At 46.7% G+C, this 26,242-nt stretch carries 20 protein-coding genes and 1 pseudogene; 5 read left to right on the top strand and 16 right to left on the bottom strand.

Annotated features, from left to right (window positions below):
* Position 1: 1 nt before the first annotated feature.
* The 10 genes from J2X75_RS09910 to J2X75_RS09955 all read right to left on the bottom strand — a co-directional run bounded on the left by J2X75_RS09910 (position 2) and on the right by J2X75_RS09955 (position 13,822).
* Positions 2 to 1,312: a Zn-dependent hydrolase gene (locus J2X75_RS09910; RefSeq protein ID WP_310336094.1), complete on the bottom strand. Its 1,311-nt coding sequence runs from the start codon at positions 1,310 to 1,312 to the stop codon at positions 2 to 4.
* On the bottom strand, positions 1,309 to 2,712 hold the full coding sequence (gene allB / locus J2X75_RS09915) for an allantoinase AllB (RefSeq protein WP_310336095.1): 1,404 nt from the start codon (positions 2,710 to 2,712) through the stop codon (positions 1,309 to 1,311). The genes J2X75_RS09910 and allB overlap by 4 nt, the downstream gene beginning before the upstream one ends.
* Before the next feature lie 43 nt (positions 2,713 to 2,755).
* On the bottom strand, positions 2,756 to 3,133 hold the full coding sequence (gene uraH, locus J2X75_RS09920; RefSeq protein WP_310336096.1) for a hydroxyisourate hydrolase: 378 nt from the start codon (positions 3,131 to 3,133) through the stop codon (positions 2,756 to 2,758).
* On the bottom strand, positions 3,133 to 4,638 hold the full coding sequence (gene pucL / locus J2X75_RS09925) for a factor-independent urate hydroxylase (protein WP_310336098.1): 1,506 nt from the start codon (positions 4,636 to 4,638) through the stop codon (positions 3,133 to 3,135). Before pucL ends, uraH begins: the two co-directional genes overlap by 1 nt.
* A gap of 236 nt (positions 4,639 to 4,874) precedes the next feature.
* Positions 4,875 to 6,497, bottom strand: coding sequence for a PucR family transcriptional regulator (locus J2X75_RS09930; protein WP_310336100.1), 1,623 nt, complete (start codon positions 6,495 to 6,497; stop codon positions 4,875 to 4,877).
* Between the two features lie 428 nt (positions 6,498 to 6,925).
* The gene (locus J2X75_RS09935; protein ID WP_310336102.1) at positions 6,926 to 9,670 is read right to left on the bottom strand and encodes a CHASE3 domain-containing protein; all 2,745 of its coding nucleotides are present in this window, start codon (positions 9,668 to 9,670) and stop codon (positions 6,926 to 6,928) included.
* A 178-nt stretch (positions 9,671 to 9,848) separates the two neighbouring features.
* Complete coding sequence (fumC, locus tag J2X75_RS09940) at positions 9,849 to 11,237, bottom strand: class II fumarate hydratase (RefSeq protein WP_310336103.1); 1,389 nt, start codon at positions 11,235 to 11,237, stop codon at positions 9,849 to 9,851.
* 132 nt (positions 11,238 to 11,369) lie between these two features.
* On the bottom strand, positions 11,370 to 12,380 hold the full coding sequence (locus J2X75_RS09945; protein ID WP_310336105.1) for an aldose 1-epimerase: 1,011 nt from the start codon (positions 12,378 to 12,380) through the stop codon (positions 11,370 to 11,372).
* Between the two features lie 179 nt (positions 12,381 to 12,559).
* A complete protein-coding gene (locus J2X75_RS09950) occupies positions 12,560 to 13,369 on the bottom strand; it encodes an MBL fold metallo-hydrolase (RefSeq protein WP_310336106.1) in 810 nt (269 codons plus the stop codon).
* Between the two features lie 180 nt (positions 13,370 to 13,549).
* On the bottom strand, positions 13,550 to 13,822 hold the full coding sequence (locus J2X75_RS09955) for a hypothetical protein (RefSeq protein WP_047843332.1): 273 nt from the start codon (positions 13,820 to 13,822) through the stop codon (positions 13,550 to 13,552).
* A gap of 234 nt (positions 13,823 to 14,056) precedes the next feature.
* Between J2X75_RS09955 and J2X75_RS09960 the strand changes: the two genes are divergently transcribed.
* The 4 genes and pseudogenes from J2X75_RS09960 to J2X75_RS09975 all read left to right on the top strand — a co-directional run bounded on the left by J2X75_RS09960 (position 14,057) and on the right by J2X75_RS09975 (position 18,378).
* Positions 14,057 to 15,289 (top strand): aminopeptidase, encoded by a 1,233-nt coding sequence (locus J2X75_RS09960; protein ID WP_124115192.1) that lies wholly within the window; start codon positions 14,057 to 14,059, stop codon positions 15,287 to 15,289.
* Positions 15,290 to 15,379: 90 nt separating this feature from the next.
* Positions 15,380 to 16,611: pseudogene (locus J2X75_RS09965) on the top strand (aminopeptidase).
* A gap of 248 nt (positions 16,612 to 16,859) precedes the next feature.
* Positions 16,860 to 17,450, top strand: coding sequence for an RNA polymerase sigma factor (locus J2X75_RS09970; RefSeq protein ID WP_215077671.1), 591 nt, complete (start codon positions 16,860 to 16,862; stop codon positions 17,448 to 17,450).
* On the top strand, positions 17,428 to 18,378 hold the full coding sequence (locus J2X75_RS09975) for a hypothetical protein (RefSeq protein ID WP_310336107.1): 951 nt from the start codon (positions 17,428 to 17,430) through the stop codon (positions 18,376 to 18,378). Before J2X75_RS09970 ends, J2X75_RS09975 begins: the two co-directional genes overlap by 23 nt.
* A gap of 5 nt (positions 18,379 to 18,383) precedes the next feature.
* On the opposite strand, the gene J2X75_RS09980 is transcribed toward J2X75_RS09975, so the two are convergent.
* Complete coding sequence (locus J2X75_RS09980; RefSeq protein ID WP_310336109.1) at positions 18,384 to 18,896, bottom strand: hypothetical protein; 513 nt, start codon at positions 18,894 to 18,896, stop codon at positions 18,384 to 18,386.
* Positions 18,897 to 19,128: 232 nt separating this feature from the next.
* Here J2X75_RS09980 and J2X75_RS09985 point away from each other — a divergent pair, with 232 nt between their 5' ends.
* On the top strand, positions 19,129 to 19,773 hold the full coding sequence (locus tag J2X75_RS09985; protein ID WP_310336110.1) for a hypothetical protein: 645 nt from the start codon (positions 19,129 to 19,131) through the stop codon (positions 19,771 to 19,773).
* A gap of 69 nt (positions 19,774 to 19,842) precedes the next feature.
* Here the strand turns inward: J2X75_RS09985 and J2X75_RS09990 are convergent, their stop codons facing one another.
* The 5 genes from J2X75_RS09990 to J2X75_RS10010 form a co-directional block, all read right to left on the bottom strand.
* Complete coding sequence (locus tag J2X75_RS09990; RefSeq protein WP_124115197.1) at positions 19,843 to 21,159, bottom strand: hemolysin family protein; 1,317 nt, start codon at positions 21,157 to 21,159, stop codon at positions 19,843 to 19,845.
* 372 nt (positions 21,160 to 21,531) lie between these two features.
* Positions 21,532 to 23,115, bottom strand: a complete 1,584-nt coding sequence (locus J2X75_RS09995) for a sigma-70 family RNA polymerase sigma factor (RefSeq protein WP_310336112.1) — start codon at positions 23,113 to 23,115, stop codon at positions 21,532 to 21,534.
* A 225-nt stretch (positions 23,116 to 23,340) separates the two neighbouring features.
* A complete protein-coding gene (gene gerQ, locus J2X75_RS10000) occupies positions 23,341 to 23,799 on the bottom strand; it encodes a spore coat protein GerQ (protein WP_397383520.1) in 459 nt (152 codons plus the stop codon).
* A gap of 75 nt (positions 23,800 to 23,874) precedes the next feature.
* A complete protein-coding gene (locus J2X75_RS10005; protein WP_307411605.1) occupies positions 23,875 to 24,297 on the bottom strand; it encodes a cell wall hydrolase in 423 nt (140 codons plus the stop codon).
* A 160-nt stretch (positions 24,298 to 24,457) separates the two neighbouring features.
* On the bottom strand, positions 24,458 to 26,143 hold the full coding sequence (locus J2X75_RS10010; protein WP_310336114.1) for a hypothetical protein: 1,686 nt from the start codon (positions 26,141 to 26,143) through the stop codon (positions 24,458 to 24,460).
* Positions 26,144 to 26,242 lie beyond the last annotated feature (99 nt).

Raw genomic sequence — 26,242 nt, forward strand, 5'->3', positions numbered from 1 at the left:
TTCAACTCCCGTAACCGTATTTATAGAGTAGCCGGACCAGAACCCGAAAACCGTGCATCAGGTTTGCTTCAGCTGTATATTCAAGTGGATTATGACTGATACCGTCCTGACTCGGCACAAAAATCATGGCTGTCGGACAAGCCGGCTGAAAAATCTGCGAATCATGTCCCGCACCACTTGGCATTAGCCAATAGGACAACTGCTCCTGCTCACAGGTATCTTGGATGTCTGAGATCATCTGCGCGTTCATGGGAATGGGTGTGACGGATAGATGCTCTTCCCAATCCAATCCGAGCTGCTGCTCGGCTGCGATCCGACTAAAAGCCTGAAGTATATCCTGCCAGCAACGATCAATACTTTCCTGCCGGATATGGCGGATATCCAGTGAAAACACCGCCCGGGCTGCAACCACATTCCCAACACCCGGATCGGCTGTGATTCGCCCAACCGTGGCTACCAGTGGTTCTCCAGCTTCCAATGCGATATTCCTTACCGCAGCAATCATCTCGGCTGCTCCGGCAAGTGCGTCTTTGCGCCAAGACATCGGCGTCGTTCCTGCGTGATTCGCTTCCCCGCTTACGGTAATACTGAACCGCTTCTGACCTACAATGTCGGATACAACTCCAATCGAATGTCCAAGACGTTCCAGGACCTGACCTTGCTCAATGTGAAGCTCAATAAAGGCACCGTAATTTTTCGCGGCAGGTCTATATGCACTATCAGTTCCAAAACCCGCATCCCGGATCGCTTGTGCAAATGTAACGCCGTGTTGATCCTTCAGATGCTCTACATCTTCCAGAGACGTTATTCCTGTTATACTGCGTGAACCCCAATATGCAAAAGGGAATCGACTTCCCTCTTCTTCGCATAACGATACCACTTGAAGTGTGCGCTTTGGTGCTCCAAAATGCTTCTGCAAATACTCCAAAGCAAGGACACCCGCCACAACACCGAAAGCACCATCATATTTGCCACCGTGCACCACAGTATCCATATGTGATCCGGTCACAATCGGTAATTCTTCAGCACCAGTTGTTGTTGTTTCATCCATTTCGCTCTTCAATGTGCCATACAGATTACCAGACTGGTCAAACTCGGGAGACAGCCCTTTCTCCTGCATCTTGGCTGCGAGGGCGTGTTGTGCTTCACACCAAGCCGAGTCATACAACAGTCGTGTGACGCCACCTTGTGTATCCGCACCATATGTCGACAGCCAGTCAAGCATGGCTTGCAGCTCCACCTGTTCCACATCTGGCAAAGGAAGCGGTGCGTTATTGGTACCGGATGACCGGTATACTCCAGACTCCGTCATGGCGTCTCCCCCGTTCCCGCCTCGATGGGACTGGAAGAATAAGCCGCAATGTGTTGCCCGACAGGCACAGGAGATAACCCGGATTCCGAGTTGTAGACGCGCTGCCCACGACAGAATACGTCTGCAATCTGACAGTTAAATGTACGTCCCACATAGGGGCTCTGTTTATGCGTATAGAGCAGATCCTCCGTGTCCAGGGTTGTGCTGTTCTCCCAGTCAATCAGGACCAGATCGGCATCCTTGCCAATCGCAATCTCTCCTTTGTTCTCCAGACCAAGTCTTCTGGCAGGTTGCAGGGAGAGCACTCTTCCGAGCAACGGGAGGTCGATATTACGCTGAAGATGTCCGTCCTCCAGCATGATTAATAATGTGCTTTGTGCCCCGGATATACCGCCCCAGATTTCGAAGAAGTTATCAGATTGTTTCATGGATGGCGGACATGGAGAATGGTCTGAGGCAATAACATCAATCAATCCCGAAGTCAGTGCATCCCATAACTGCTCCTGTTCGGAAGAGCTGCGAAGCGGTGGAGCACATTTTGCTACAGCACCCAATCGAACCACATCCTGATCGGTCAGCGTCAGATAATGAGGGCATGTCTCCGAAGTGACATCCTGCCCACGCCGTTTAGCCGCTGCAATTAAGTCCAGTGCTTCCCGGGTGCTAATATGCACAAAATGCAGCGCACACCCGGTCTGTTCACCGTATTTCAACGCTCGCGCAACCGCAACGACTTCGGCTTCCTCAGGACGGGACCTAACATAATCCATCGGTTCAGTCCTTCCCTCTGCAATGCTTTTTGCACCGAGTTCGGCAATCATGCCTTCGTCCTCTGCATGAAGTGCCAGCACACGGTTTAATTTGGCTATTTCATGCATCCCGTCCAATAGCGTATGATCATCGGCTCTGGCAAAGATATCTTCCCCATCTCCACCCGGCTCAGACATAAATGCCTTGAATCCGGCAGCACCCAGCCGTGAGAGTGGAGCAAGTTCCTCACGGTTGCCGGGAACCAAACCTCCCCAGAAGGCATAATCAACATAGGATTGGTCTACGGCTGCTTTCTTTTTCATCTCCCATGCTTCCGGCCTTGTGGTTGGAGGTACGCCGTTAAGCGGCATATCGACATAGGTCGTGATTCCCCCAGCGGCAAGAGATGCCGATCCAGACCTAAATCCCTCCCAACTGGCGAGTCCAGGTTCATTGAAGTGTACATGAATGTCCACGACACCCGGCATCACTGTAAGGCCCTCAGCTTCTATGACCCAAGTCGCTTCGCCAGCGGTCAGCCGTGTGGATATATCTGTTATTTTTTCACCAGTTATGCCAATATCCAGTTGTTCTACCCGATCTCTCAGCACCACCCGGGCCCCCCGGATGATGGTATCAAATATTGTCATGTGGATGACCCTCCCCCTGAATCAGAACCGGATGTGTGCATATTCAGCTTCCCCGGTATGTACTGTAACCTCCTGGAGCAATCAATAACGGAATATGGTAATGGCTTGAGGCATCAGATACAGCAAAACGAATCGGAACAATCGTCCATAATGCCTTCCCCAACTCCTCCAACGAACGCTGTGCGTAATAACTCTCGACATGGAATTGAAGCTCATATATGGCTGGCTCCAACTTGCCTCCATCCAGCAGCGGTGCATCCAAACGCCCATCCGCGTTGGTCACCGACTCAGCCACTTTTGTCTTGCTTTCCTGTTCTCCATCCCTCTTCAGGATATACAGCTCGATCCGAACACCCGTAGCAGGCACGCCTTTGGATGTATCCAGCACATGTGTTGTAATTCGTCCACCAGATATCGACATCAGACGTCACCTTCTTTCCCGGAGTCATGGCCGTCTGTTCCCAGATCATCCCTTGTCATCGAGAAACCCTGGAATCCATATGGTGGCCTCGGCTCGGTAAATACTTTGCCTTCTCCCTCTTTCACTTCCTCCAGCACTGTCTCCCATGTCCGATTGTTGGATTCAAATGCAACCTCACTCAGTTGCTCAAATCGACTTAACAACCTTCGTCCAATCTGGTAGATCAGATGTTGAATGGAAGCGGATCGACACTCATGAAATACCGCAGCAGCCAAATCTCTGACCTGTTCCGCCGCTACATACCGTCCACGCTGATCGTCCATGCCATCTCTCGGATCTTCATAACGCCAATTGATGTTCAGGAAAATAAATAACGGTCGATCCCATGTCTCTGGAAGAGTGGTATATTCATCCTGCATAAATCCGGCAAATTCACTGCCTTTGACCTTGATCAGTCTGAGATCGGCTACTCCACTGAAATGGTTGCTGAGTTCAATCGAGTCTCCTGATCGTTCTGCTTCCACGGCAGCTGTCGCACGATCATTCTGCGAATAACGAAATACGAGCGCACTCGGTCGATAACTCCCTTCCAACCCAATGGGTATATCTTCAAACGGAATCTGGTCCGCTGTCATCTGAACCTTGCTCATCTGCGGATACGTCTCCAGAAAACGCCGACTTACCAACGCAAGGAATCCTTCCACCGTCGCCCCTGTGTAATCCGCCGCATGTTTGAGAATGAAATTTTTCATCGAATCGGTTGCGACCACCAGCGAATTGTCCCCTTCTGCAAAAGAAGGCAAGAATTCATCACCCTGCACAGCGACCTTAATGTTTAATCCAAACAGAATATTGCTGCGTCCCATAAAAGGAGATTCCGGAATGGACTGTATACCGGTCAACGGTTTGGCGTAGGAACGGTACATCCACACATCCCCTTTGCCGTAATACATCGTCCGCTGCTGCACTGCGGCTGGCTTGCTCACGAACTCATGTTCATGGCCGATCTGTGCGAGCCACTGCTCCAAACGAATGCCGGCTATCTTGAATACTTCCTTCAATGCAGTCTCGAATTCTTCTTCCCTGCCTCGGCGATGACGTTGCCTCATGGATTCGAGGATGGAGCTTGCGGTATGGCCTTTTACGGCCAATATGAAAGGAAAGCCAAATTGGCTTGTGTATGCTTTGTTTAGTTGTTGAAGTTCGTTATATTGTTCTTGTGAGAGTGAATCAAGCCCTGCACCAGCTTGCTCCTGAACGGAGTTGCTGCTCATGCTGATTCGGGCTCCAAGATCCGGGTGATTACGAAGCAACTGCAACTTCACCTGGTCATCCGATGCCTGAACCGCGTTTTTCATCACTTTCATCATCTGTTCAAATGAATCAAAAGGTCGTAAAAGCCCGGCACGCTCAGCCACCCATGGTGATTCCTCAAATAAGCCGCCAAACGTATGCACAAACTGTGTGATAGACCAGTTGTTAACAAGTTTAATTAAATCGCTCATGTTAGAACCTCCGGTCTGTGGTGGATTATTGTTCTTCATTCTAAGTGCCGTTCAATGTCGCGACAACAATATTTACGCTATTTTGTAATATAACATAACATCGGAGTTGTGATTTGTTTGCTGTGCACGGGAAGATCAGCTTTTGTGGTCCTTAAACATGAATAAACCGCACTCCATCAAGGGAATGCGGTTCTTGGGGATCTAACCAGGCATTGTCATGTTGCACAATGTGCGGTCTAGAGTTGGACATTGTGCGGTCTTGCAGCTGCTTTGTCCCGCACGAACTTGCGGAAGGTAAATACCAGCTTTAATTTAAGCAGATCATTCGTTTTCTTAAAGTCCATTTGCAGCAAGCTGCCGACTTTCTCCATACGATAGGTGACCGTGTTGCGATGCACAAACAGCTGCTTGGCAGCTTCATTGATGAGTCCGTCATTCTCGATAAAGGACTCCAATGTATTCATCAATACCTGATTGGGGTCACCGTCCCTGGCAAGTAACGGTTCAAGTACTTTATTGCAGTAGTTCTCCATGATGTTATCCGGTACGTGTTGGAACACATAGGCAAATTCGAGCATTTCAAATTGCAACGCACGGTCTTTCATGCCGAACCGCCGAGCCAGTTGTCGTGTATCCAGACACTCCTGGTATGCTTCACGGAGCGATTTAGGTTCATGTTTCATCTTGCTGATCCAGAAACGCGGAGCTGGTGCCCCTTTCGCTTCTTGTGCTGCCAGTACATCACCGAAACGGCTCAAGAGAAAACTTGACAGCTCCTCTCCATAATCTCGCCCTGTTGGGCAGGTGTAGATGGACAGAATGCCATCCTCAATCTGAAAATGCTGTGAGGCCGTGAATTGCATCAGCGGATTGTACTGCAATTCGCGATGAATCTGTTTAAGCAGCTTCCCCTCGGCAAACAGAGTCGGCTCAAGCGTAATCAGTACGCACTGATAAGTTCCCTGGAATAAATGTATACCTTTGTTTTCACTCAAAGTGGTCAATTCCTGGATGGTCATTTTGTTATCCAGATACTGTGAAAGCAGTGTACGCATCTCATCTTGTACAGTCGGATTAATATGCTCGCGATAAGTCATATCCATATAAAATGCCAGTACATCGGCAGCCTGCTGAAACAACTCTTCCTCCGCTCGAAGGGATAAAGCTGAATCGGTAAACACCAGCAACGAACCGTATTCTTCATCATTTTGCTTAATCGGTACGCGATGACAGCTTCCCTGATTCCATTTCACTCGGTGCATGACGGATTTCCAAGGCCAGCCCTGTGTTACAGCATCTCCCGCAATGCCTTCACTACCATAAAGCACATGCCCACGAGAACCAATGACGGCAAGCGGATAGTTCAGCACCGTGGCAAGTTCGGCAAACACATTCCGATGTGGCTGCTGTTGCAGTGCAAACTGCATTAATTTTTTCTGTTTCTGCACAACCTCATGCAGCAATCGGTTGCTACGTTCATGTTCAGCCTTGAACAAGGCATTCATCTGGTCCGAGAAAGTGAATTGAAAAGGGAGCTCAAGCAATGGTAACCGAAGTCGATCCGCTTCCTCGACAATGCCTTGGGGAATAGACTGCCAGAAACGTCCCAGCTTGATGCCGAGTCCTGCACAGCCACGTTCGTTCAAGCGCCGCATCAAACGTAGTGCATCTGTCTCACTGTCTTTCATAATAAAAGCAGTGGTGAACAACATTTCTCCGGATTTGATCCAATCCGCGATATCAGGAGCGTCCATGACGTTAACGGATTTCATCATCCGTGAAGTCCCTTCTCCACCCGCAACCAGTTTGGCCTCGGACAACGGGTATACCTGTAAAGCCTCTTTAACCGTAAGTTGCATGGACACTACCTCCCATATATATAACACAAAATTGTGTTATTGTCGTTTCCGTAGACTCTATTTTGGATTATACTTCTAATTAAATCCATTTTTATGCATTCAACTTTTATTTGTTGTTAAGTATTATAACATCAATTTTCTGAATAAAGCTTACACGGCAAAAAAATAAAACCTATGACCTAATTACAGCGCACTTCCCTGTAATGGGCATAGGTTTTATTAAAATTATTATGATCCACATAAGTTGAAGTAATCCATTTACACGATAACGGAGAGGGCAGAAAAAACCTGAAAAAGCGAAGCGCTCGCCTTTATCCTCGGATTTTCCCCTTTAAAAAAGGGAATCGAAAAAATCTGGGGATAACAGCGATTGGAGGGTTGTTCTGTCATCGTAGTGTCAGTGTAAATAACTTTTAGTTCAACTACGATCAGATTTCCATGGTTTCGTGATTCATCCATAATTTCATACGGGATAATACATCTTTGATATTCAGTGGTTTGCTGAGATAGTCCGAAGCACCTGCTGCAATACATTTCTCCCGATCCTCTTTCATGGCCTTGGCTGTCAGCGCAATAATCGGAAGCTGAGTCAGACCAAGTCGTTCACGGATCTGGCGAGTTGTCTCATAACCATCCAGTTCCGGCATCATAATATCCATCATGATGATATCAGGCTTGACGCCTCCACGCTCCAACAATTCCAGACACTCGTACCCGTTCTGCGCTGAAATGACATTCATACCGTATTGCTCAAGAGCGTTAGCCAGCGCATATACATTTCGTATATCATCATCAACGACAAGTACTTGGCGTCCGCTGAGCAACGCTTCTTCCAGAGGTGTCAATAAAACATCCGATTGTTCGGAAGTTATTGAAGGAAGCTTATTGACCTCAGGTGTAGTGGTAGCCACCTCATTCAGGAACAACCGCGATGCATTCATAGTCTCAGGTTCATCTCTTCGCAGTGGCAGGAACAGCGTGAACACACTGCCATGTCCTTCACGACTTGTTGCCGAGATTGAACCACCCAGCAAAGTCGCAAGCGATTGAGAGATCGACAGCCCAAGTCCCGTTCCGCCATATTTACGTGCCGTAGCCCCATCCGCCTGTTTGAATGCATCAAAGATCTGTAGAAGTTTGTTTTCCGCAATGCCAATCCCTGTATCACTGACGGAGAAAGCAATCACGTCGGTCTCTTGGTCTTTCAATTCAGGATGAGCCAGACTCATTTTGGAGATGGTTAAGGCAACTTCCCCCTCACTCGTGAACTTGAATGCGTTCGAAAGCAGATTTCGGAGAATCTGGTGCAATCTCATCTCATCCGTCACGATGGTTTCCGGTAAAGGACTTTGGAGCTGAATCCGGAAATCTATTTTTTTCTGTTCCGCTGTTTTCAGGAAATACTGGTTCATGACTTCAGGCAGACTACCCAGATAGACATCATCAAAATCCACTTCCATCTGCCCGGCCTCCACCTTCGATAGATCCAGAATATCATTGATCAGATTCAGTAGGTCTTTTCCTGATTTGTGAATGACTGAAGCATAGTTCTGCTCTTCACTATTCAAGTGTTGATTTTTATTTTCAGACAATATCTCAGACAAAATCAACATGCTGTTAAGCGGTGTCCGCAATTCATGGGACATGTTCGCCAAGAATTCGGATTTGTACCCCGAGCTTGTTCGTAACTGATCTGCCACAACTGCAAGTTCATCGGCTGATGTCTCAGCAGCGCTCTTCTGTATTTCCAAGCGTTCATTAAGCATATGAAGTTCTTCGGTCTGCATTTGCAGTTCCTCAGTTTGAGACAGCATTTCTTCGGTCTGAGACTGAAGTTTCTCCGATTGTGCCTGTAACTCTTCATTCAAAACTTGTGACTCATCATATAACTGCTGTAATTCCATGCGAGTGACAGTCGAGTGTAAAGAAACACCAAAAATGTCCGTCAGTTCTTGCATCAGCCTCATATCATTCTCTTGCAATGGCTTCATTGAAGCAAGCTCAATGACCGCAATCGTTCTGCCTTCGAAGAGGACCGGTACTACGGTAAGTGATGTGGCAGATGTATATCCGAGACCCGAAGAGATTCGAATATAGTTCTGTGGCAAATCATTCATGCGCAAGACTCGCTTCTCCACAGCACTTTGACCTACCAGCCCCTCACCCGGGGCAAGCGACACTTTACCGAGCGAACGTTCTTTCTCTCCATCCGCAGCATATGCAGCCACGCGCAGCAGTCGATTGTCTTTCCAGTAATATAAGACGCTATAGGGAACTTCAAACAACATGGCAAGCTCGCTCAGGAACAAGCGGGACAATCCCTCCAGATTGGTCGGGTTCTGTAAGAGTGTCGCAATGCCTGTGATCTGGTCCTTGACCCGATTCTGTTCCTGTACTTCATCCAGTAATTTGTTGGTTTCGTGACCCAGGTCCCCCACTTCATCATGTGTCCGCACCTGAATTCGCTGCTTCAGGTTTCCACCTTTGGAGATATCACTGATCGTCTGCATAACATCTCGCAACGTTTTGACGATATTTCCCGATATCACAAGAGCCGCTGCAATTGATAACGCTGCAATAATCCCCCACAGCGTATACATAATGGTCAACAGCGTGGAGCTGCGTCTGGCAAGTTCAGTAACCCTCGCCTCGGTCAGAGCAATCTCTGTGTTACGGAAGGTTGTAAGTTGAGAGCGCAGTAGATCAATTTCAGTTTTACCCGGATCAGATTCAAAGAATGCAACAACTTTCGCTTGATCCCCTTGCTTTTTCAAGTCCACCGACGGCTCCCCAGCAATCTCAATCCAGCGTGTAATATGAGATTTGATGCTTTGCAGACTCTGCTGCTGTGAAGGATTATCGCTAATGAGAGCATTCATCTGATCATAGTTGGAACTCCACTGGGATAGGCCTTGGGAATAAGGCTCCAAGTAACTTTCATTGCCTGTAATCATGAATCCACGCTGTCCTGTCTCCATGTTCAAGACATTTTTTTCAATCGCGTTGGTCAGATTATGTACTTCCAGATCATGATGGGAGATAAAATCATTTTCCTTCTGTAACACATTAATTTGGGCCGTAAGCACTAGCAGAACAGCTCCAAACAAAAGCACAACCACAAGATAGCCCAATAGAATTTTCGAGCGTATCGTAAATCTTCTCGTTTTTGACAACGCGGAAACCTCCAAATATATACGTATCCCATTCAATTATATTAAAACTGGTGCATATGTAGTTTATATGTATACGTATAGCCTGACAAGCTTTAAGTTCATCGGTAAGCATAAGAAAAACGACCTGCTTCTGCAGGTCGTCCTCTTCATTGATCTATATTGCTCATTTGGGCTGATTTTAGGCCTTTGGAGCGATCATTTTGGCTGGATCGACATATTGATCAAATTGCTCTTCGGTAAGCAGGCCCGTTTGTAACGTCGCCTGTTTCAAAGATAAGCCTTCTTTATGTGCAAGCTTCGCGATTTTGGCTGCATTCTCATAACCAATATGCGGGTTGAGCGCTGTAACCAGCATAAGCGAGTTGTTCAGATTATGTTCAATCTGATCCAGGTTAGGTTCGATGCCTACGGCACACTTGTCATTAAACGCAATAATGGAGTCCGCCAGCAGTTGCACGGATTGCAAGAAGTTATAGATGATAACCGGTTTGAATACATTCAGTTCAAAATTACCCTGACTTGCCGCGAAACCAATCGCTGCATCATTACCCATGACCTGCGTAACCACCATAGTAATGGCCTCGCTCTGAGTTGGGTTGACTTTACCTGGCATAATGGAGCTGCCTGGCTCATTCTCAGGAATACGGATCTCGCCCAATCCACTACGAGGACCACTGGCCAACCAGCGGACATCATTGGCAATTTTCATCAAATCAGCTGCAAGCGCTTTAACCGCACCGTGCGCATATACAACTTCATCATGACTTGTAAGTGCATGGAATTTGTTTGGTGCAGATATAAAATCTTTCCCCGTATGCTTGCCAATCTCCTTGGCAGTGAAGTCACCAAAGTCCGGATGCGCATTAATGCCCGTTCCGACAGCTGTACCGCCGATCGCAAGCTCCTTCAGGTACTGTACACTTTCACGGATCATACGCTCACTCTTGCCCAGCATGGCTTCCCAACCACTGATCTCCTGGCCAAGCGTAATTGGTGTTGCATCCTGAAGGTGGGTACGTCCAATCTTGATAATATCCTTGAATGCCTCCGACTTGTCTGCAAAAGTGGCTTTTAATACCGCAATTGCCGGCAAGAGTTGATCCTCAACAGCCAGAACACCTGCAACATGCAGAGCCGTTGGGAATGTATCGTTGGAGCTCTGGGACATATTCACGTCATCATTCGGATGCAGACGCTCTTCCTTGCCCTTTTGCTCAAGCAGTTGGTTCCCCAGATTCGCAATCACTTCGTTCACGTTCATATTGGATTGTGTTCCGCTACCAGTCTGCCACACTACCAATGGGAAATGGTCATCAATCCGGCCTGCAATAATCTCGTCTGCTGCATAAGCAATAGCATCGGACTTAGCCGCAGATAATTTACCTAATTTATGGTTACTGGCCGCAGCACTTTTTTTCAAAATGGCAAGTGCTCGGATAACTTCCATCGGCATATGTTCACTGCCAATTGGGAAGTTCTCCTTGCTGCGCTGCGTCTGAGCTCCCCACAGCCTGTCGGCTGGTACTTTCATTTCGCCTAACGTATCTCTCTCAATGCGGTATTCCACTTGCTTGTCCTCCTCCAAAAAGATGGTTTGGGTCTCTACAAAGCTTGTGTATCTCGTCATATTATACATGATTTACGAGCAGGTTTTCACCTTTTCGACAAAATTGTAAGCGTAGCGCAAAATGAGCTTGAATTATTTTTGTGACGCAATTGGATACAATCGGCTGCTCTGTTCGAATAGTTCACCTGGTTTCAGACCGACCAATCCGATTTCTTCTGCCGGAATGCCTTCAACATTAGGAGCGTTAACCAGGTTCATCTGTGGTTCAGGACAGAAGAATTCGCCACCCATGTTATTGTTCCAGATCATCCAGTGCTTGTAGGAGGTACCCACATCGTATACCAGTTTGTCTCCAGTACGGTGATCCGTAAGTTCCATATAGTTACGTCCATTCTGCGGCTCCGCAGTGTAATGATTATCCATGGCAGCAAAGAACGGACTAACCCCGTCTTTTTTCAATTGTTCTTCCTCGGGTGTAAGCGGTTGAAATTGTCCTGTTGGCAGAGAACGCTCATTCAATTCACGACGTTGTCCAATCGTAACTTTGGCCGTGTAATCCGAGGCCTGACTGTCCGGTGCAAAAGGTACAGCAATCGCCGTGTGAAATGCAAACAAATTCGGCATATATTCAGTCCCGTTGTTGCGGACGATCAATTGTTGCTGAAGTCCTTGGCTACTCAAAGAGTAACGGAGTGTCACCGTGAACGTAAACGGCAGGTACTGATGGAATGCATGCCCTTCTTTCACGTCCTGGCTAAGCAACACATAACTCTCCAGCTGATCCGAACCGTATCCCTCAACCTTCCACTCGGCATCATGCAAAAATCCATGCAAATGGTTACCTGTAGCCGGTTCGTTCACAGGCAACTGATAAACTTTACCATTCCAGGGGAAACGTCCATCCTCATAACGGTTTGGTGGAGAAAGAATCGGAATTCCATAGACCGCAGGTGCAGCCATAAATTCATCCATCTGATCCTGATTCGGCTCTCTCAAATAACGGAAACCCTTTTCTGTATCACGGAAAGCAACGAGGTTGGCACCCACGCTTGGAATAACTGCCGCTTCAAACTGATTAAAACGAAGCCAAACGGCCGGAATCCCTCCAAATTGTTCTTCAAATGCTGCATTTTGCTGTGTCATCGTTATATGTACCTCCTGCATACTAAGGTTATATTATACGGCTCGACTATATCATGCCCGAGCGCAAAATACCAATCTATGATAGAGAACAAATTCATAATAGAAAAACAAAAAAGACAGGAAAAAGACAGCTGCAATACGTTACGGCTGTCTCTGCTGTCTCTCATATGATGGTTCAATTAATCCACATATTTGCCGTGATCCGGCACAGCGCTCTCTTCAAAGTCCAGATCAAGCCGCTTCAAGGATTCACTCAGCATATCTCCGCTCAAGGCATGCCCATGCCCGGTAATCGCAAGTTTCGGCTCCAGATGCCTTATATGCTGTACAGATTGATGAGCAGCCTGCCAATCGGTTGTAAAATAGGAAGGCGGGCCATGCAACTGTTTGTCCTGAAGCAACACACTCCACAGTGATTCTTGCTTCACCGTGATGATCGCGTCTCCCGCAATTAACAAACGGTCTGCTTCCCGAAACAGCGACACATGTCCAGGCGTATGACCTGGCGTGTGCACCCACTCCCATCCTGATAGACCTGGAACAGAATGATCTTTGGGTAAACTGAATATCCGATCATCCAAATTGATTGCCTCATTAGGATAAGCGAATGACAACCTGGACATTAAACCTCCACCTACAGAAGGGTCCGCTGGCGGGTAATCTTTTAATCCCGTTAAATACGGAATTTCAAGCGGATGAGCATACACTGGCACACCCCAGAATTGTTCCAGCTCAATAACGGTTCCTACATGGTCGAAGTGACCATGCGTCAATATGATCGCAGATGGCGGACCTTGAAATCGTTCTGTTGCAACCTGAACAATATGATCTGTGAACCTCGCCATTCCGGTGTCCACGAGGACCCAGTTCCTGCTTCCTGGCTCTCCGATGAACACGACATTAACGAATAGTGTACGTAGACTGAGAATATCGGGCGCGACTTCTTCAAGTCCCGTCAACCCTTCTGTAATCAGATTGTCAGATGCCATTCACGGTTACCTCCCATTAGGCGGATTGTCTCTCTGGTTCCATTCATCTCGTAGACTTCCCTTTTCTGGATCATCTATTCAACATTTCCAATAAAATAGACGGTATACACCCTGTTTCGGGCATACACCGTCTAGTATAGTCATCGACACAACACAATAGAACAAGAACATCTCGGCTAGTTAAGCCGGAAATGCCTCCAAAGCAGCATCGAGCAATTGATTGTACAGATCGTCATCATTTTCAAGCAACTCGTCCATACGCAGTAACTCTTCTTCATCACCGGATTGCTCCGTGAAATGCAAGCTATAGTCCCAATCTTTTCCGTTCTTGCTCATGAAGGTAATCTCATATACTGACTTTTCGCCTTCTGTGCGGTAAACGGTATTTCCCACGTATCCTTTTTCACCTTCACGGCGCATTTCAGCACTTATAATTTCAATATTCACAATCATTCTCTCCTTTAATCTTTCATCTACAGTCGGTCTCCAACATTTCTGGTAAACCTAGTTTGGTAATTATTATTGGTTAATTGTACAATATATAACGTAGCAACGTATACCTTATTCAATGAAGGAACCATTCTGAGTCCTTACATAGTTGTAATGAGGATTATAATACGTGTTTGAACAACATCTATATTAGCCAACAAGCTACGATATTATTATCACATTGGAGGAAAAAATAGCATGAATACTTTTGAAACGAATCTGCAGCAATATGCTGAACTGGCTGTACAAGTCGGTGTCAATGTCCATCCTGGACAGACACTCGTGGTTAACGCTCCAATCTCGGCAGCACATTTTGTACGACTGATTGTCAAAGCAGCTTACGGTAAAGGTGCGAAATTGGTCAAAGTAAACTGGAGCGATGAAACCGTTACACGTCTTCATTACGATCTTGCACCTGATGAAGCCTTCTCCATTGAACCGAAATGGTTTGCAGCTGAAATGACTGAACTCGTTGAAGAAGGTGCCGCTATTCTGCACGTCATCGCTGAAAATCCGGATCTGCTGAACGGTGTAGCTCAGGAACGGATTGTTACCAGCCAAAAAGTGCGCGGCAAAGCGCTCGAAAAATATCGTTCTTATCAGATGGCTGACAAATTCAGCTGGTCTATCGTGGCCGTTCCTTCTCCGGAATGGGCAGCTAAAGTGTTCCCGGATCTTCCAGAAGCACAGCAAGTGGATCGCCTGTGGGACGTCATTTTCAAAACAGTACGGATCGGTGAACAGGATGCTGTTGCCGAATGGAAAACCCATTTGCAAAACCTCGATTCCCGCGCTGATCTGTTGAACAACAAAAAATACAAGAAGCTTCACTATACAGCTCCAGGCACAGACTTGACCATTGAACTTCCAGAAGGCCATATCTGGGTATCCGGTGGAAGTGTGAATGAGCAAGGACATGTCTTTATTGCCAATATGCCTACCGAAGAAGTATTCACGGCTCCGCTGAAAACGGGTGTTAACGGTACAGTGCGCAGCACGAAACCACTGAGCTACGGCGGCAACCTGATTGACGGATTCTCCCTTACATTTGAGAACGGTCGAATCGTAGATTACACCGCTGAACAAGGACTGGATGCACTCAAAAACCTGATCGAGATGGATGAAGGTGCACACTATCTGGGTGAAGTAGCCCTCGTTCCACATCAGTCACCAATTTCCGATACGAATATTTTGTTCTACAATACTTTGTTTGATGAAAATGCCTCCAACCATTTGGCGATTGGTAATGCCTATGCCTTCTGTCTGGAAGGTGGTAAAACGATGTCCAAAGAAGAGTTGATCGAACGTGGCATGAACTCCAGTCTCACTCATGTAGACTTCATGATTGGATCCGGAGAAATGAACATTCACGGTGTGACCTCCGAAGGTGCGGAAGAGCCGATCTTCCTGCAAGGAAACTGGGCATTTTAATCCTGTTTGATGTGATTTAGGAGAGAGGAGATTACTCCTCTCTTTTCCTGCGTTAACAGGTCAAAAATTCAACAATTGGAGGGAACTCATATGTTAAGTTTTGAACAAAAACTGGATCGTTACGCTGAACTGGCTGTAAGAGTAGGTGCTAACGTGCAACCAGGACAAGTATTTGTCATCTCTGCGATGATTGATACCGCTGAATTCGTACGTTTGCTGGTACGCAAGGGGTATGAAGCTGGCGCCAAGCAGGTGATTGTAAAATACGGAGATGAAACCGTCAATCGATTGCGGTTTGAGATGGCCCCTGAGGAATCCTTCCAGGAGCCGCCGAAATGGCATGCAGCGGAGCTTGAAGAACTGGCAGCCAATAACGCAGCCTTTCTGACCGTATTGTCATCCAGCCCAGACCTGATGAAAGGTATTGACCCGGAGCGGATTTCTACCCATCAGCGTACATTTGGTCGGGCGATGGCCAAGTACCGTCAGTATCAACAGGCGGATAAAATGAGCTGGACGGGTGTGGCTTGTCCTTCCCCCGATTGGGCAGCCAAAGTATTCCCGAATCTCCCGGCAGTTGAGCAGGTTAGCCAGCTGTGGGAAGCCATTTTTGCTGCGGTGAGAGCCGATCTGGAGGACCCTGTAGCGGCTTGGGAACAGCATATTGAACGACTGAGACCAAAGCCGTTGCCCTGAACAACAAGAAGTATCAAGCATTGCATTTCCTCTCACCGGGGACGGATCTTACTGTCGAGCTTCCAGAAGGTCATATCTGGGCGCAGGCAGGTAGCGTGAATGAGCAAGGCACCCCTTTTGTTGCCAATATTCCGACAGAGGAAGTATTCACTGCTCCAGCCAAGCACGGTGTTAACGGCAAGGTGTCCAGCACCAAACCACTCAGTTATGGCGGCAGTATCATTGATCGTTTTTCACTCACATTTGAGAACGGACGTATCATTGATTTTCATGCCGAAGAAGGTCAGGATACTCTGGAAAGACTCATTTCCATGGATGAAGGATCTCATTACCTCGGCGAAGTCGCTTTGGTTCCCTTCCATTCACCGATCTCTGAGAGTGGTATCCTGTATTACACTACATTGTATGATGAGAATGCATCGTGCCATCTTGCGATTGGCAGTTCCTATGCATTTAATATTGAAGGGGGCAAAACAATGTCTCCTGAAGAGCTTGCAGCCCGTGGCATGAACACCAGCATCACCCATGTGGACTTCATGATGGGCTCTCCCGAGACGGACATCTACGGTATTACAGCAAATGGTGAACGTGAAGCCATCTTCCTTAAGGGAGACTGGGCATTCTAACTGATTACGGAGAGTTATCTCCTGTACTGTATTTTCACTGAAACAGTCATCCAGGCTGTCTTGCAACCATTTGTTCATGGTTGCAAGACAGCCTTTTTATTAATTTTCAGCAAACTGTCCTGGAGGCTGCACACGCTCACTTCATCTGGTTTTTCCCGGACCAACCTCCCATTGTATCGTTTCCATATTATGTTGTAAAATGTAATGATACCAATGTTTGTGGATTGTTCACCAGAAAGGAGAACATCATGGCCAATCGGCTCCAGTTATTACTAGCCTCAGATTTCCATAATTTAGGCTCTGCACTTCAGGAAGAAGTGTATTATGAATATTATAATATGGTACATGGTCTTATCGTTTATATCATCAAGGAGCGTGCTGCAGCAGAAGATATTATTCAGGAAGCTTTTATCAAAATCATTAAAAACAAACCCATCTTTGAAGACGAGGTCAAACTGAAAGCCTGGCTCAAGGTTGTCACACGGAACACAGCTATTAATTATCTGAGAAAAAATAAAAATAACCGTAACCAAGTGGATACGGATAGTGTTTTTATAGATATGGAGACGATGAATCAGACGGCAGCTTCCGTGGAAAGCATGGTAGAAACGCAGATGATGGAAGAGTCCATTGAATATTATCTCGGACAGCTCAAACCGGAATATCGTGTACTTGTTGAGTTACGGTGGAAAAAAGGTCTCTCCTACCGAGAGATGGCCGAACTGCTGGATACCTCCGAAGACATTGTGAAGCAACGTTTGTTCAGAGCCCGTGGCAGTATCAAGAAGAAATTACATAAGGAATGGGGTGGAAGCATTGAGCAAAGGCAAGTCCGATAAAAACGTGGAGCGATTCGATTCAGAGCTGGAAGACGAATATTTCGACGCTGCGTTTGACCTGGCTTTTGATGAAGCTTTCCATCAGGCCGTCTCTGCCCCTTCCGCCTCCCATACCGAATCCATGCAGCAATCCTGGCAGAAGGTACACAGGGAAATTAACAGAATTGGTTTACGTAAAAAAAGAATACGTACCTTGCGACTTTCAGTTGTCGTAGCTGCGTCCGTGACCATCGGAGCCGTTATTTTCAGCCTGCCATCCGGTACGCAAGCGGTATCCCCTTTTGTGCAATCCATCAAAGATTGGGGTAATGGCATGAAATCCATTATCATCGAGGATCGCACGACCCATCTGGGGGCTGATCCGTCAACAGCCAAAACGCCTCCACCACCGGAAACCAGCTTGGACGACATTCTTAAAGTACAAGAAGAAGAAGCTCTTAATACACCTTCGTATGAGTTATCGAGCCACCTGCTTCGTCCAGTACTTGTTACGGAAGAGATCGCACGCGAAGGGTTCATGGGTGACTTTCTGTTATCCAAGGCCATTCCCGAGCGATTCAACAAGGTCAAATTCGAACTCGTGCTCGATACTGAAAACCCTGTGAATCCAGACGATTATTATGAGTCCACACAAATGAGAGTTCAATATACCAGTGAAGGCAAGAGCATAGAGGATGAGATTATCCAGTTTGATTATGTCTATGTCATGCCTGGGGAGAAAATTGAAGGGGCCATGCTTCGTGATATGAGCACCGTAAAGCTGGCGGATGGCTCGGAAGCACTGATGTATATCGGCCCACCCTATAACTCCTTTCAGTGGATGATGGGTTCCAACAATATGAGTCTGTTTGGCACCCTTTCGGAAGAAGAAATGACTGCTATTGCCAACGACTTTCAAGAGCAGAAGTTTCCCGGCAGCACCCGTTGATAAGATCAGAATAACACGGTGCCAGAGACATGTTTGCTTGTATCCGTGGTACTTCCATCATACGCTGTATGAATACTGGTAACGCGATAATAATATCCTGGCATAACGGTCCAATCCGATACGGCATTCAGTAAGTTTGTATTCGTTGCGTTGTTGGAGTTGGTTTTGAAAGTTACCCATGCTGTTCCTGTCCAGCGCTCAAGTCGATAATCTACGGAAAGTGTCTTCATTGCTGTATATGTCATGGTCTTGGTATTGACGATAGCCGATAGTCCACCCCCAGGAATGACTGCACCGACCGCTTGATAGATATGTCCAATTTCTCGAGTGTTAGTAAACGAATGGATGGATGGTTCCGGCGGCGGTGGGGGTGTAAGGGCACCAGAGGACACGTTGATCATCGGGCTTGCAACGGCTGATTCGGACGTAGGTATAGCCAGGATTGTTGGCACCATTAACAAGGCAACAAGGGTTATTTTTAGCATAGATGCTTCACTCTTCGTTTTCATTTTCCGCATATTGATCCATCCTCCGCTTCCATACTTGATTTTGTGTAAGGGTATAAACGGACGGATCGGGTGACAGGTTTCAAAAAAAATTAGACGCTCCGATGTTTCTGTCGGCAGCGTCTTTTATCTTTGCATGCATCTCCAGCATGATTGAAACCTAAATTATTCCAGCCCGTATGTATTGGGAAATGGATACGCGAAATCATATTAACCAACAAGATTTGCAAATGAGGTGTATAACTTGAGTAAACTTCAATCCAAATCCAGAAGGCATCGTCACAGCTCCAATCCGAATGAACTTCACATCGAAGTTTCCGGCTCGTTCAAACGTTGGCTTGTTATCTTGGTGATTACGCTTACTGCGGGGACCATAATATATTTATTGGCTACAGCCCGTGAAAGCTGGATAAGCATGGGGATAGACCGCTATGTATTGCCCTTTATGATCTGGGGACTTGTACTGTCTCCCATCCTTGCTTTTCTTTTCCTCAAGCAGAGCGGCCGAACCCTTTCCCATGTCAAATTTTTACGAGTTTTCGGGATTGCTTTCTGCCTTCTGCCTCTGGCTCTTCTGTTTTATGTGTTACCCGTAACACTTGGCATGGTGAATGATCACCTAACCCAATATAAGCAAAACCCGGTGTTATCCACCACTAAGGTGGGCGACTACAATTCTTACGAGGTTACTTTCGTCGATATGTACGACATCATCACCATTAAAACACCGACAACAACCCAATCCACTCGAAAAAAGCTAAATATCCAGCATGATCTCGCTCCTGAAGAAAATGTTTACGTCACTTATAAGCGAATTTATATCAAAAATAGCTTGGTCACGGAGAACCGTTACGCTGATGTTGTCATTCATGCACCCAAAGAATCATAAGCATGCAAAGAAGCTGTACGATGACCATTACGTCACCATACAGCTTCATATGTTACAATTTCGATCTGGCTACGCGCCTTCTTCTTCAACCAACAGTTCCAGCTTAATCACATTTACTCGGGAAATCCGCTTATGCTCTGTCTCTTGAATGACAAATACATAACCTCCATACTCAACCGATTGACCGACCTCAGGTGGAATGGCATCTACTCTGGAGTATAACCAACCCCCGATGGTATCGTAATCGGCACGATCCATCTCCAGTCCAAATCGTTCGCTGACTTCTTCAATCAGCATCAATCCATCAATGGAATATTCCATCTCATCCACTTGCTCAATGGCAGGACGCTCCTGGTCGAATTCATCCTGAATCTCGCCTACGATCTCTTCCATGATATCTTCAAGTGTGACAAGCCCGGAGGTTCCTCCGTATTCATCAATCAGTATAGCAATCTGTGTCTTGCTACGCTGCATACGCTTGAGCAGATCACTGATCAGCGTGGTATCTGGCACAGCCAGGATGGGCCGGATTACGGAAATAGTATCCGTGAGTTGGGATCGCATTAGATCCTTAATGTGAATAAAGCCGATAATATGATCCTTGTCTCCGTTATATACCGGATACCTTGTTCGCATACTTTCACTGGCAATCTCCAGATTTTCCAGCATGGACTCATTGGCATTCAGACAGATCATCTCCGTCCGCGGAATCATAATTTCACGGGCGGTTGTATCCGTAAAATCAAATATATTATCAACAAGTGCTAATTCAGTGTTATCAATTAAACCGCTCTTATTGCTTTCTTTCATCAGAATACGTATTTCATCTTCGCTATGTGCGGAGTCAATCTCCGAAGCTGGTGCCATTCGGAAAAGTCTCAACAAGCCGTTAGCCATACCGTTCAGTGCCCATATGAATGGATACATTAACTTGTAGAAGAACGTTAGCAAAGCCGCAGACCACAGGGTGATCGTCTCAGACTTTCGAATCGCCATCGTTTTGGGAGCAAGTTCTCCCAGTACAATGTGCAAGATCGTAATAATCACAAATGCAATGGCAATAGAGATTCCATGAACGTAGACTGGTCCCAGTCCAAATGCGGTAAACACGGGCTCTAACAGATGTGCAATTGCCGGTTCTCCCAGCCACCCGAGTCCCAGTGAAGCCAAAGTTATACCTAGTTGGCAAGCTGACAGATATGCATCCAGATTACGTACGATATTGGAAGCATATATGGCATTTTTGTTGCCTGTTTCCACCAAAGCCTCGATCCGACTTCCACGAACCTTCACCATCGCGAATTCCGCCGACACAAAGAAACCATTCATTAATACAAGTAAACCAATTAATACTAAATTTAAAATACTCGGTAAGGGGTCACTCAAATTTTCATCCTATTCGCCGTCATTCTTCGGCAAATAGGTCCACCTCCTTCGGAAATGTAGGATATTTGCCATTCTGCCGTTCATATGCAATTTCAACTTCCCAATGCTTCCACCTCCACCTTGTTCTGTCGAATAACAAAGATATGCTTCTTTTATTATATAATTCTACACTACACAGTCAATCCGTGTCCTATGACAACGAAATGGCACAAACGCCTTTTTTCTTTAACAAAAGTCTCGATTACGCTGTTTTATTTACATTTCACAAACATTGGTTTAAGGAAACTAAAGAGAGCATCCTCGCTCATGCTTCCGCATGACTGGATACTCTCTTTTTGCAATACTGTTAATTTCTTAAATTCTATCCGCTAATTACGATGTCGACTCAATCTCCACTACGGTTTCCGAAGCGGGTTTCCAGCGCCACTTGGCTTGTTTCCCGCTTGGGTTATGCAATCCACCGATCCAGAATTCATCCTGCTTCAGCAGTGCCCAATCGACTTCTCCATTCAACACCTTAATTCCGAGTTCCGTTAGTGACAGGACTCCGTCACGGAATTTTTCATCATGCTGCTTGAAATTAGGAAAAGTGGTTGCACCGCTCATCTGAAGAAGGGCATGAGGTCCTTCTGTCATCCGCCTCAGATGTGCCCAGTATTCAAGATCACCCATCCCGAGAATATGCAGCTTGTCCCCTACCTCGCGAAATAATGGATACGGACGCTCCACACCTGCTCTAATGGTCTCTAGTGTTGTCTGCTCAATGAGCCCCAGACCGTTCGATACAGATGGCAGACGGGACAAATGTGCCTTAAAGGCAGCTTTCGCAAAGGGTAGCGCAGAAGTGTCTGCCTGCAAGTAATCCAGATGATGCCGGAAATCAGTTGACGTATAGGCTTCCCAGAACTGTGCACCGGCCTGTAACTCGTTTTTCTCAATCACATGCCAACTGCCGGACAGACGTTTAATCTGTGTGGAAGTAAGCTGTCCCAGTCCTCTAAAGTGCTCAATCTCTGGATACGAGTCAATGCAGAGCAGATTCAATTTCGTATTCTGGAGTGCTTGTCCTCTGAAATAATGCAATAGGTAAGATAACATCGTCTGATCATAGAGATCGTATTCGAACCATAAGACAATTTCCTTGTATTGTTGAAATGAATGCAACTTGCGTTCAAGCTCCTCAATCTTCAAGTATTCCACCTGTGGAATGCCCAACTGCTGCTCTAACACGAATGCCCGATTCTGCCGCTCCTTCGTATCTCCCATCTCTTTGGCTACCGGGCCGAACGTATACAACTCTCTCCATACCAGGATGTCTCCCTGAATCCCACTCTCTCTTAAACGATTTGCAGCGTGATCCCCATTCATAATGTGTAACAATCCTTTTCCCCCTTCATACAATTCACTGAATACAGAGACCAGATCCCTTACAGGCATAGAGCGCTTGAGTTTGGATCGGGCATCGAACAATCTTTTCTTTAATGCAGGTACCTTGACCCCGAGGAAATCCGATATTTCCTTGAGCGAGTATCCTTCCAAATAAAACAGTTCAACAGCAATCCGCATCGATGATGGCAGTATTGCAATGGAATTACGAAGCGTACGATGCATTTCATTTTGCACCGCTTGTTTTTCCGGATCATGCGCCTGATCCTCTTCATGGAATACATGCTCCAGCTCCTGAACTGGAATCATCGTATGCTGCTTGCGTCTTAGCCAGCGATAACACTGCCTCTCCACGATCACCTTGAACCACCCGGGAAAAGCCTCAGGTGCTTCCAGCTTGGACAGATTGCCAAAGGCTTCAGTAAACGCCTCCTGCACGACATCTTCTGCCCAAAATGTATCCCCCAGTCGGTGGTAGGCAACAGCAAGTGCCATCCCGCGATATTGAGACATCAGTTGTGCGTAAGCTTCGGGTTCGCCCTTCATCGCTCCTTCAATCCATGAATTCAATGCTATGGACTCCCTTCATATAAGCATGCTGCTTGTTCTATTCATGTATAAGTGCCATGTTATCGCCAAAAGGTTACGTATGACTCTAACCCTATAGTAACCTTCGTATATATGTTTATGTAAAAAGCTGTCCTGTCTGCGGATTACCTCCACATTCAGGACAGCGAAGTAAATCAGTATGTGTTAGACATGTTAATTATCATTCAAAATGATGAGGGCCAATGATTATCTGCTTGGAGCTTGCGGGTAATTGCCTACCACTCCTGGATATTGGTACAACAACGGCTCATCAAATGTAGCATAGTCAAAGTTGACCATCAACAGCATGATCCGTCTTCCTGTCTTCGGGTCACTAATGATAATATGGTCACGGCCCGCTGCTTCAATAATACCTTGGAATATGCGAGCGTTCCATTCTTTATTGCCTTCATATGTCATGTAGAACGTACCGAATTTACCAAGGTTCAGACGTAAAATATTCTCAATGTATGACTGCTCAAACTGTGGAGCCGTTGTTGTAATCACTGCACCCGTTGGTGTCATTGGGCTTCCACTGGATACGAGTGGGGGTACACTTGTCGAGCTTGGTGATACCATCCCTGGCGTTGGTAACATGCCAGGCATTCCGTTACCAATTTTGTAAGACGTACCTTGAACCTGAGAATTGGCTTGTTGACCCAACACAGAATTCGCTTGCTGACCCAGTGTTTGAGTCGTTGGTTGATAAGGCTGATTAATCATAGTGATTCCTCCCAAAATTTAATATACTTCCGGACAGTCATCGCCTGTCGGACTGAAGAAACAATGCGCTTTGAAACGTCCTGTATTTGGCTGGTCATACCACGTTGGTGGGCAGTCGCCCACAGGTCGGAAAAACCACAATGAATTGCTCGCTGGCCAGATGCGCTCTCCATTGATCACCCGTTGTGCAAGACGAATCTCGGACTGTCTTGCCCGTTGGTAAAAGTACCCCTTCTGTGTTGACTCGTAGCCTCCTGGATTCTGGAATACCATACGATTGATATCGCGAATATCCTTAAAGTCCAGACAATCCACCAGCACCCGGTTCACACCTACATTGCCCACAAGCAACATACCCTGTTCGCCGTCACCTTCAGCCTCTGCCCTCATGAGCCTAGCCAGCAGCTTGACGTCCTCTGAGTTGGCTTTAATAACAGCCATAGTCTGTTTCCTCCTTTGTTTCAGCTGTTCATCACCGTACATCGTATTGTGCAGGAGCCCATTCGGTGACACGATTCCATCTTTTTTCCATAAAAAAAAACCCGGAACCTCACCCAAGGTGAAGTCCCGAAGCAACTCGTTTCTTATAATACTCGCCTGTTTAAGGCTTGGCTTCAATCCAATAATCATAGGCATGAACAATGTTGCCTTGGTAAGCCTGATGTTCGGCCAGCAGATCCGGAAGCTTGGCAAGCTGAAGTTCCATCTCCGCTGCCCCTTTTTCATAAAAAGAAATATGAGGACCTTCATGATTCTGCTTCATCTCAACCGAAATCATCAACCTTTTGCCCAGACGATCTGCAATCTCCATCTCCTGACTCACAACAGCAGCAATACCATTGGACCCTTCTGCCTGATTACGGAATGCCATCATCGACACATGATCAAGTGTATCAATCATAAACTCTGTCACAGACATGTCTTTTCCCGGCAACGGGAAGGTATCCAGCCATACAGCAAGGTCTGCACTTGTTTCGAGATCACTGTCCTTCTTCGTTTCTTCCTGGAAAAATGTAATGTTGGCAGCCCATTCGGTCAGCAGGGTGTCCCGACTATTCTCCCAATCCGGCAAGGTGTAAGGCTCAATATCCAGATGGATGCCTTCAAATCGTTCATCCGGCTCGGATTCCGTATTATAGTTTTTTACATAATCAATCAAGCGCTTAATACGTGGACGATTCTCCTTCTTGCCCCAGATCGGGTGTCCACCCATCGCATGGATCTCAATGCCCTGCGCTTGTGCCCGTTTCACAAAACTGCGGTAACTGGAATAGGGTTGGTCCAGATCTAACCGCACATACAACCAGTTAATATTCTGCTCTCTAGCAAACGCTAGTATGTGATCTCCCCCGTCATTCGTCACCTGAGAGGCCTCCCAGATATACGTTCCCCGAATCTCTGGCTGATTGGATGGAATCTCCGGTGATGGCAGTTCTGACGGCTCCAGTTGTCCCCAGTATACGATGTCATGTACAGCAGAACCTGCGTAGGAACTATGCTCGCTGAATGCGGAGGCAACTTCTTCAATAACGCTTTCCAGTTGTGCTGCACCTTTACCGGCAAACGTCGTGAACTCCTCGCCAGGCATTGGCTTGGTGTTCAACCCAACCGTAACGCTCACATTGCTGGTATCGGCCCAGTTCATTTCCTGTTCAATTAAACGTATAATACCATTGTTCCCTTGCGCGTTATCACGGTAAGCGAGTAAAGTGACATGCTCCACTCGTTCAATGAACCAACGTGACAATGGTTCGTTATCTGCATCCTCAGAAACTCTATTTCCTGTGATTGTATAGGAATCCAGCCAAAATGGCAGGTCAATATTCACTGCAACTGCGCCATCCTGTCTCACTTGCTCAAATAACAGATTCATATTGGCTACCCAGGATTGTACCAGTGGCTTGGCATCTTCTTTCCAGGCTGGTAACACATAGGGCTTGATATCCAGATGTATGGCATCAAATTGCTCGTTGGGCTCAGCAGCTTGATTGTAATCACTTACCCACGACGCTAATCTGAGCATGGGACCTTCACGGCCACTGAGCGCCCAGGATGGATCGCCTCCCAGCGCTTCAACCGCAATACCCGCACGGCTTGCTTTGGCTATAAACGTCTGGTATACCTCCTTTGACACCGTCATGTCTACATTCACGTATAGCCTGTTTATCTTATGTTTAGCTGCATTGGCCAACAGCTCATCTCCGTTGCTAACAGACTGTGCCTGCCATACCCAGGCCGCCCGTATATCTGCGCCGTCAGCTTCAGCAGGTGACTCATTCCCTATCATTATCATCCCTCCGATCAGCAGTAACAGCCAAAATACCTTCCGGGATTGTTTCCCGAACATATACTCCCTCCATTCTTCTACTGTTGTAAAATCACATTT

It is taken from the genome of Paenibacillus sp. 2003 (assembly GCF_031455635.1).
GTDB classification, from domain to species: domain Bacteria; phylum Bacillota; class Bacilli; order Paenibacillales; family Paenibacillaceae; genus Paenibacillus; species Paenibacillus amylolyticus_B.

Bases quoted from the DNA above. Each gene is read 5' to 3' on its own strand.
- J2X75_RS09910 (WP_310336094.1), bottom strand. From the start codon at position 1,312: ATGACGGAGTCTGGAGTATACCGGTCATCCGGTACCAATAACGCACCG.
- allB (WP_310336095.1), bottom strand. From the start codon at position 2,712: ATGACAATATTTGATACCATCATCCGGGGGGCCCGGGTGGTGCTGAGA.
- uraH (WP_310336096.1), bottom strand. From the start codon at position 3,133: ATGTCGATATCTGGTGGACGAATTACAACACATGTGCTGGATACATCC.
- pucL (WP_310336098.1), bottom strand. From the start codon at position 4,638: ATGAGCGATTTAATTAAACTTGTTAACAACTGGTCTATCACACAGTTT.
- J2X75_RS09930 (WP_310336100.1), bottom strand. From the start codon at position 6,497: ATGCAACTTACGGTTAAAGAGGCTTTACAGGTATACCCGTTGTCCGAG.
- J2X75_RS09945 (WP_310336105.1), bottom strand. From the start codon at position 12,380: ATGACACAGCAAAATGCAGCATTTGAAGAACAATTTGGAGGGATTCCG.
- J2X75_RS09950 (WP_310336106.1), bottom strand. From the start codon at position 13,369: ATGGCATCTGACAATCTGATTACAGAAGGGTTGACGGGACTTGAAGAA.
- J2X75_RS09955 (WP_047843332.1), bottom strand. From the start codon at position 13,822: ATGATTGTGAATATTGAAATTATAAGTGCTGAAATGCGCCGTGAAGGT.
- J2X75_RS09960 (WP_124115192.1), top strand. From the start codon at position 14,057: ATGAATACTTTTGAAACGAATCTGCAGCAATATGCTGAACTGGCTGTA.
- J2X75_RS09970 (WP_215077671.1), top strand. From the start codon at position 16,860: ATGGCCAATCGGCTCCAGTTATTACTAGCCTCAGATTTCCATAATTTA.
- J2X75_RS09980 (WP_310336109.1), bottom strand. From the start codon at position 18,896: ATGCGGAAAATGAAAACGAAGAGTGAAGCATCTATGCTAAAAATAACC.
- J2X75_RS10005 (WP_307411605.1), bottom strand. From the start codon at position 24,297: ATGGCTGTTATTAAAGCCAACTCAGAGGACGTCAAGCTGCTGGCTAGG.
- J2X75_RS10010 (WP_310336114.1), bottom strand. From the start codon at position 26,143: ATGATAGGGAATGAGTCACCTGCTGAAGCTGACGGCGCAGATATACGG.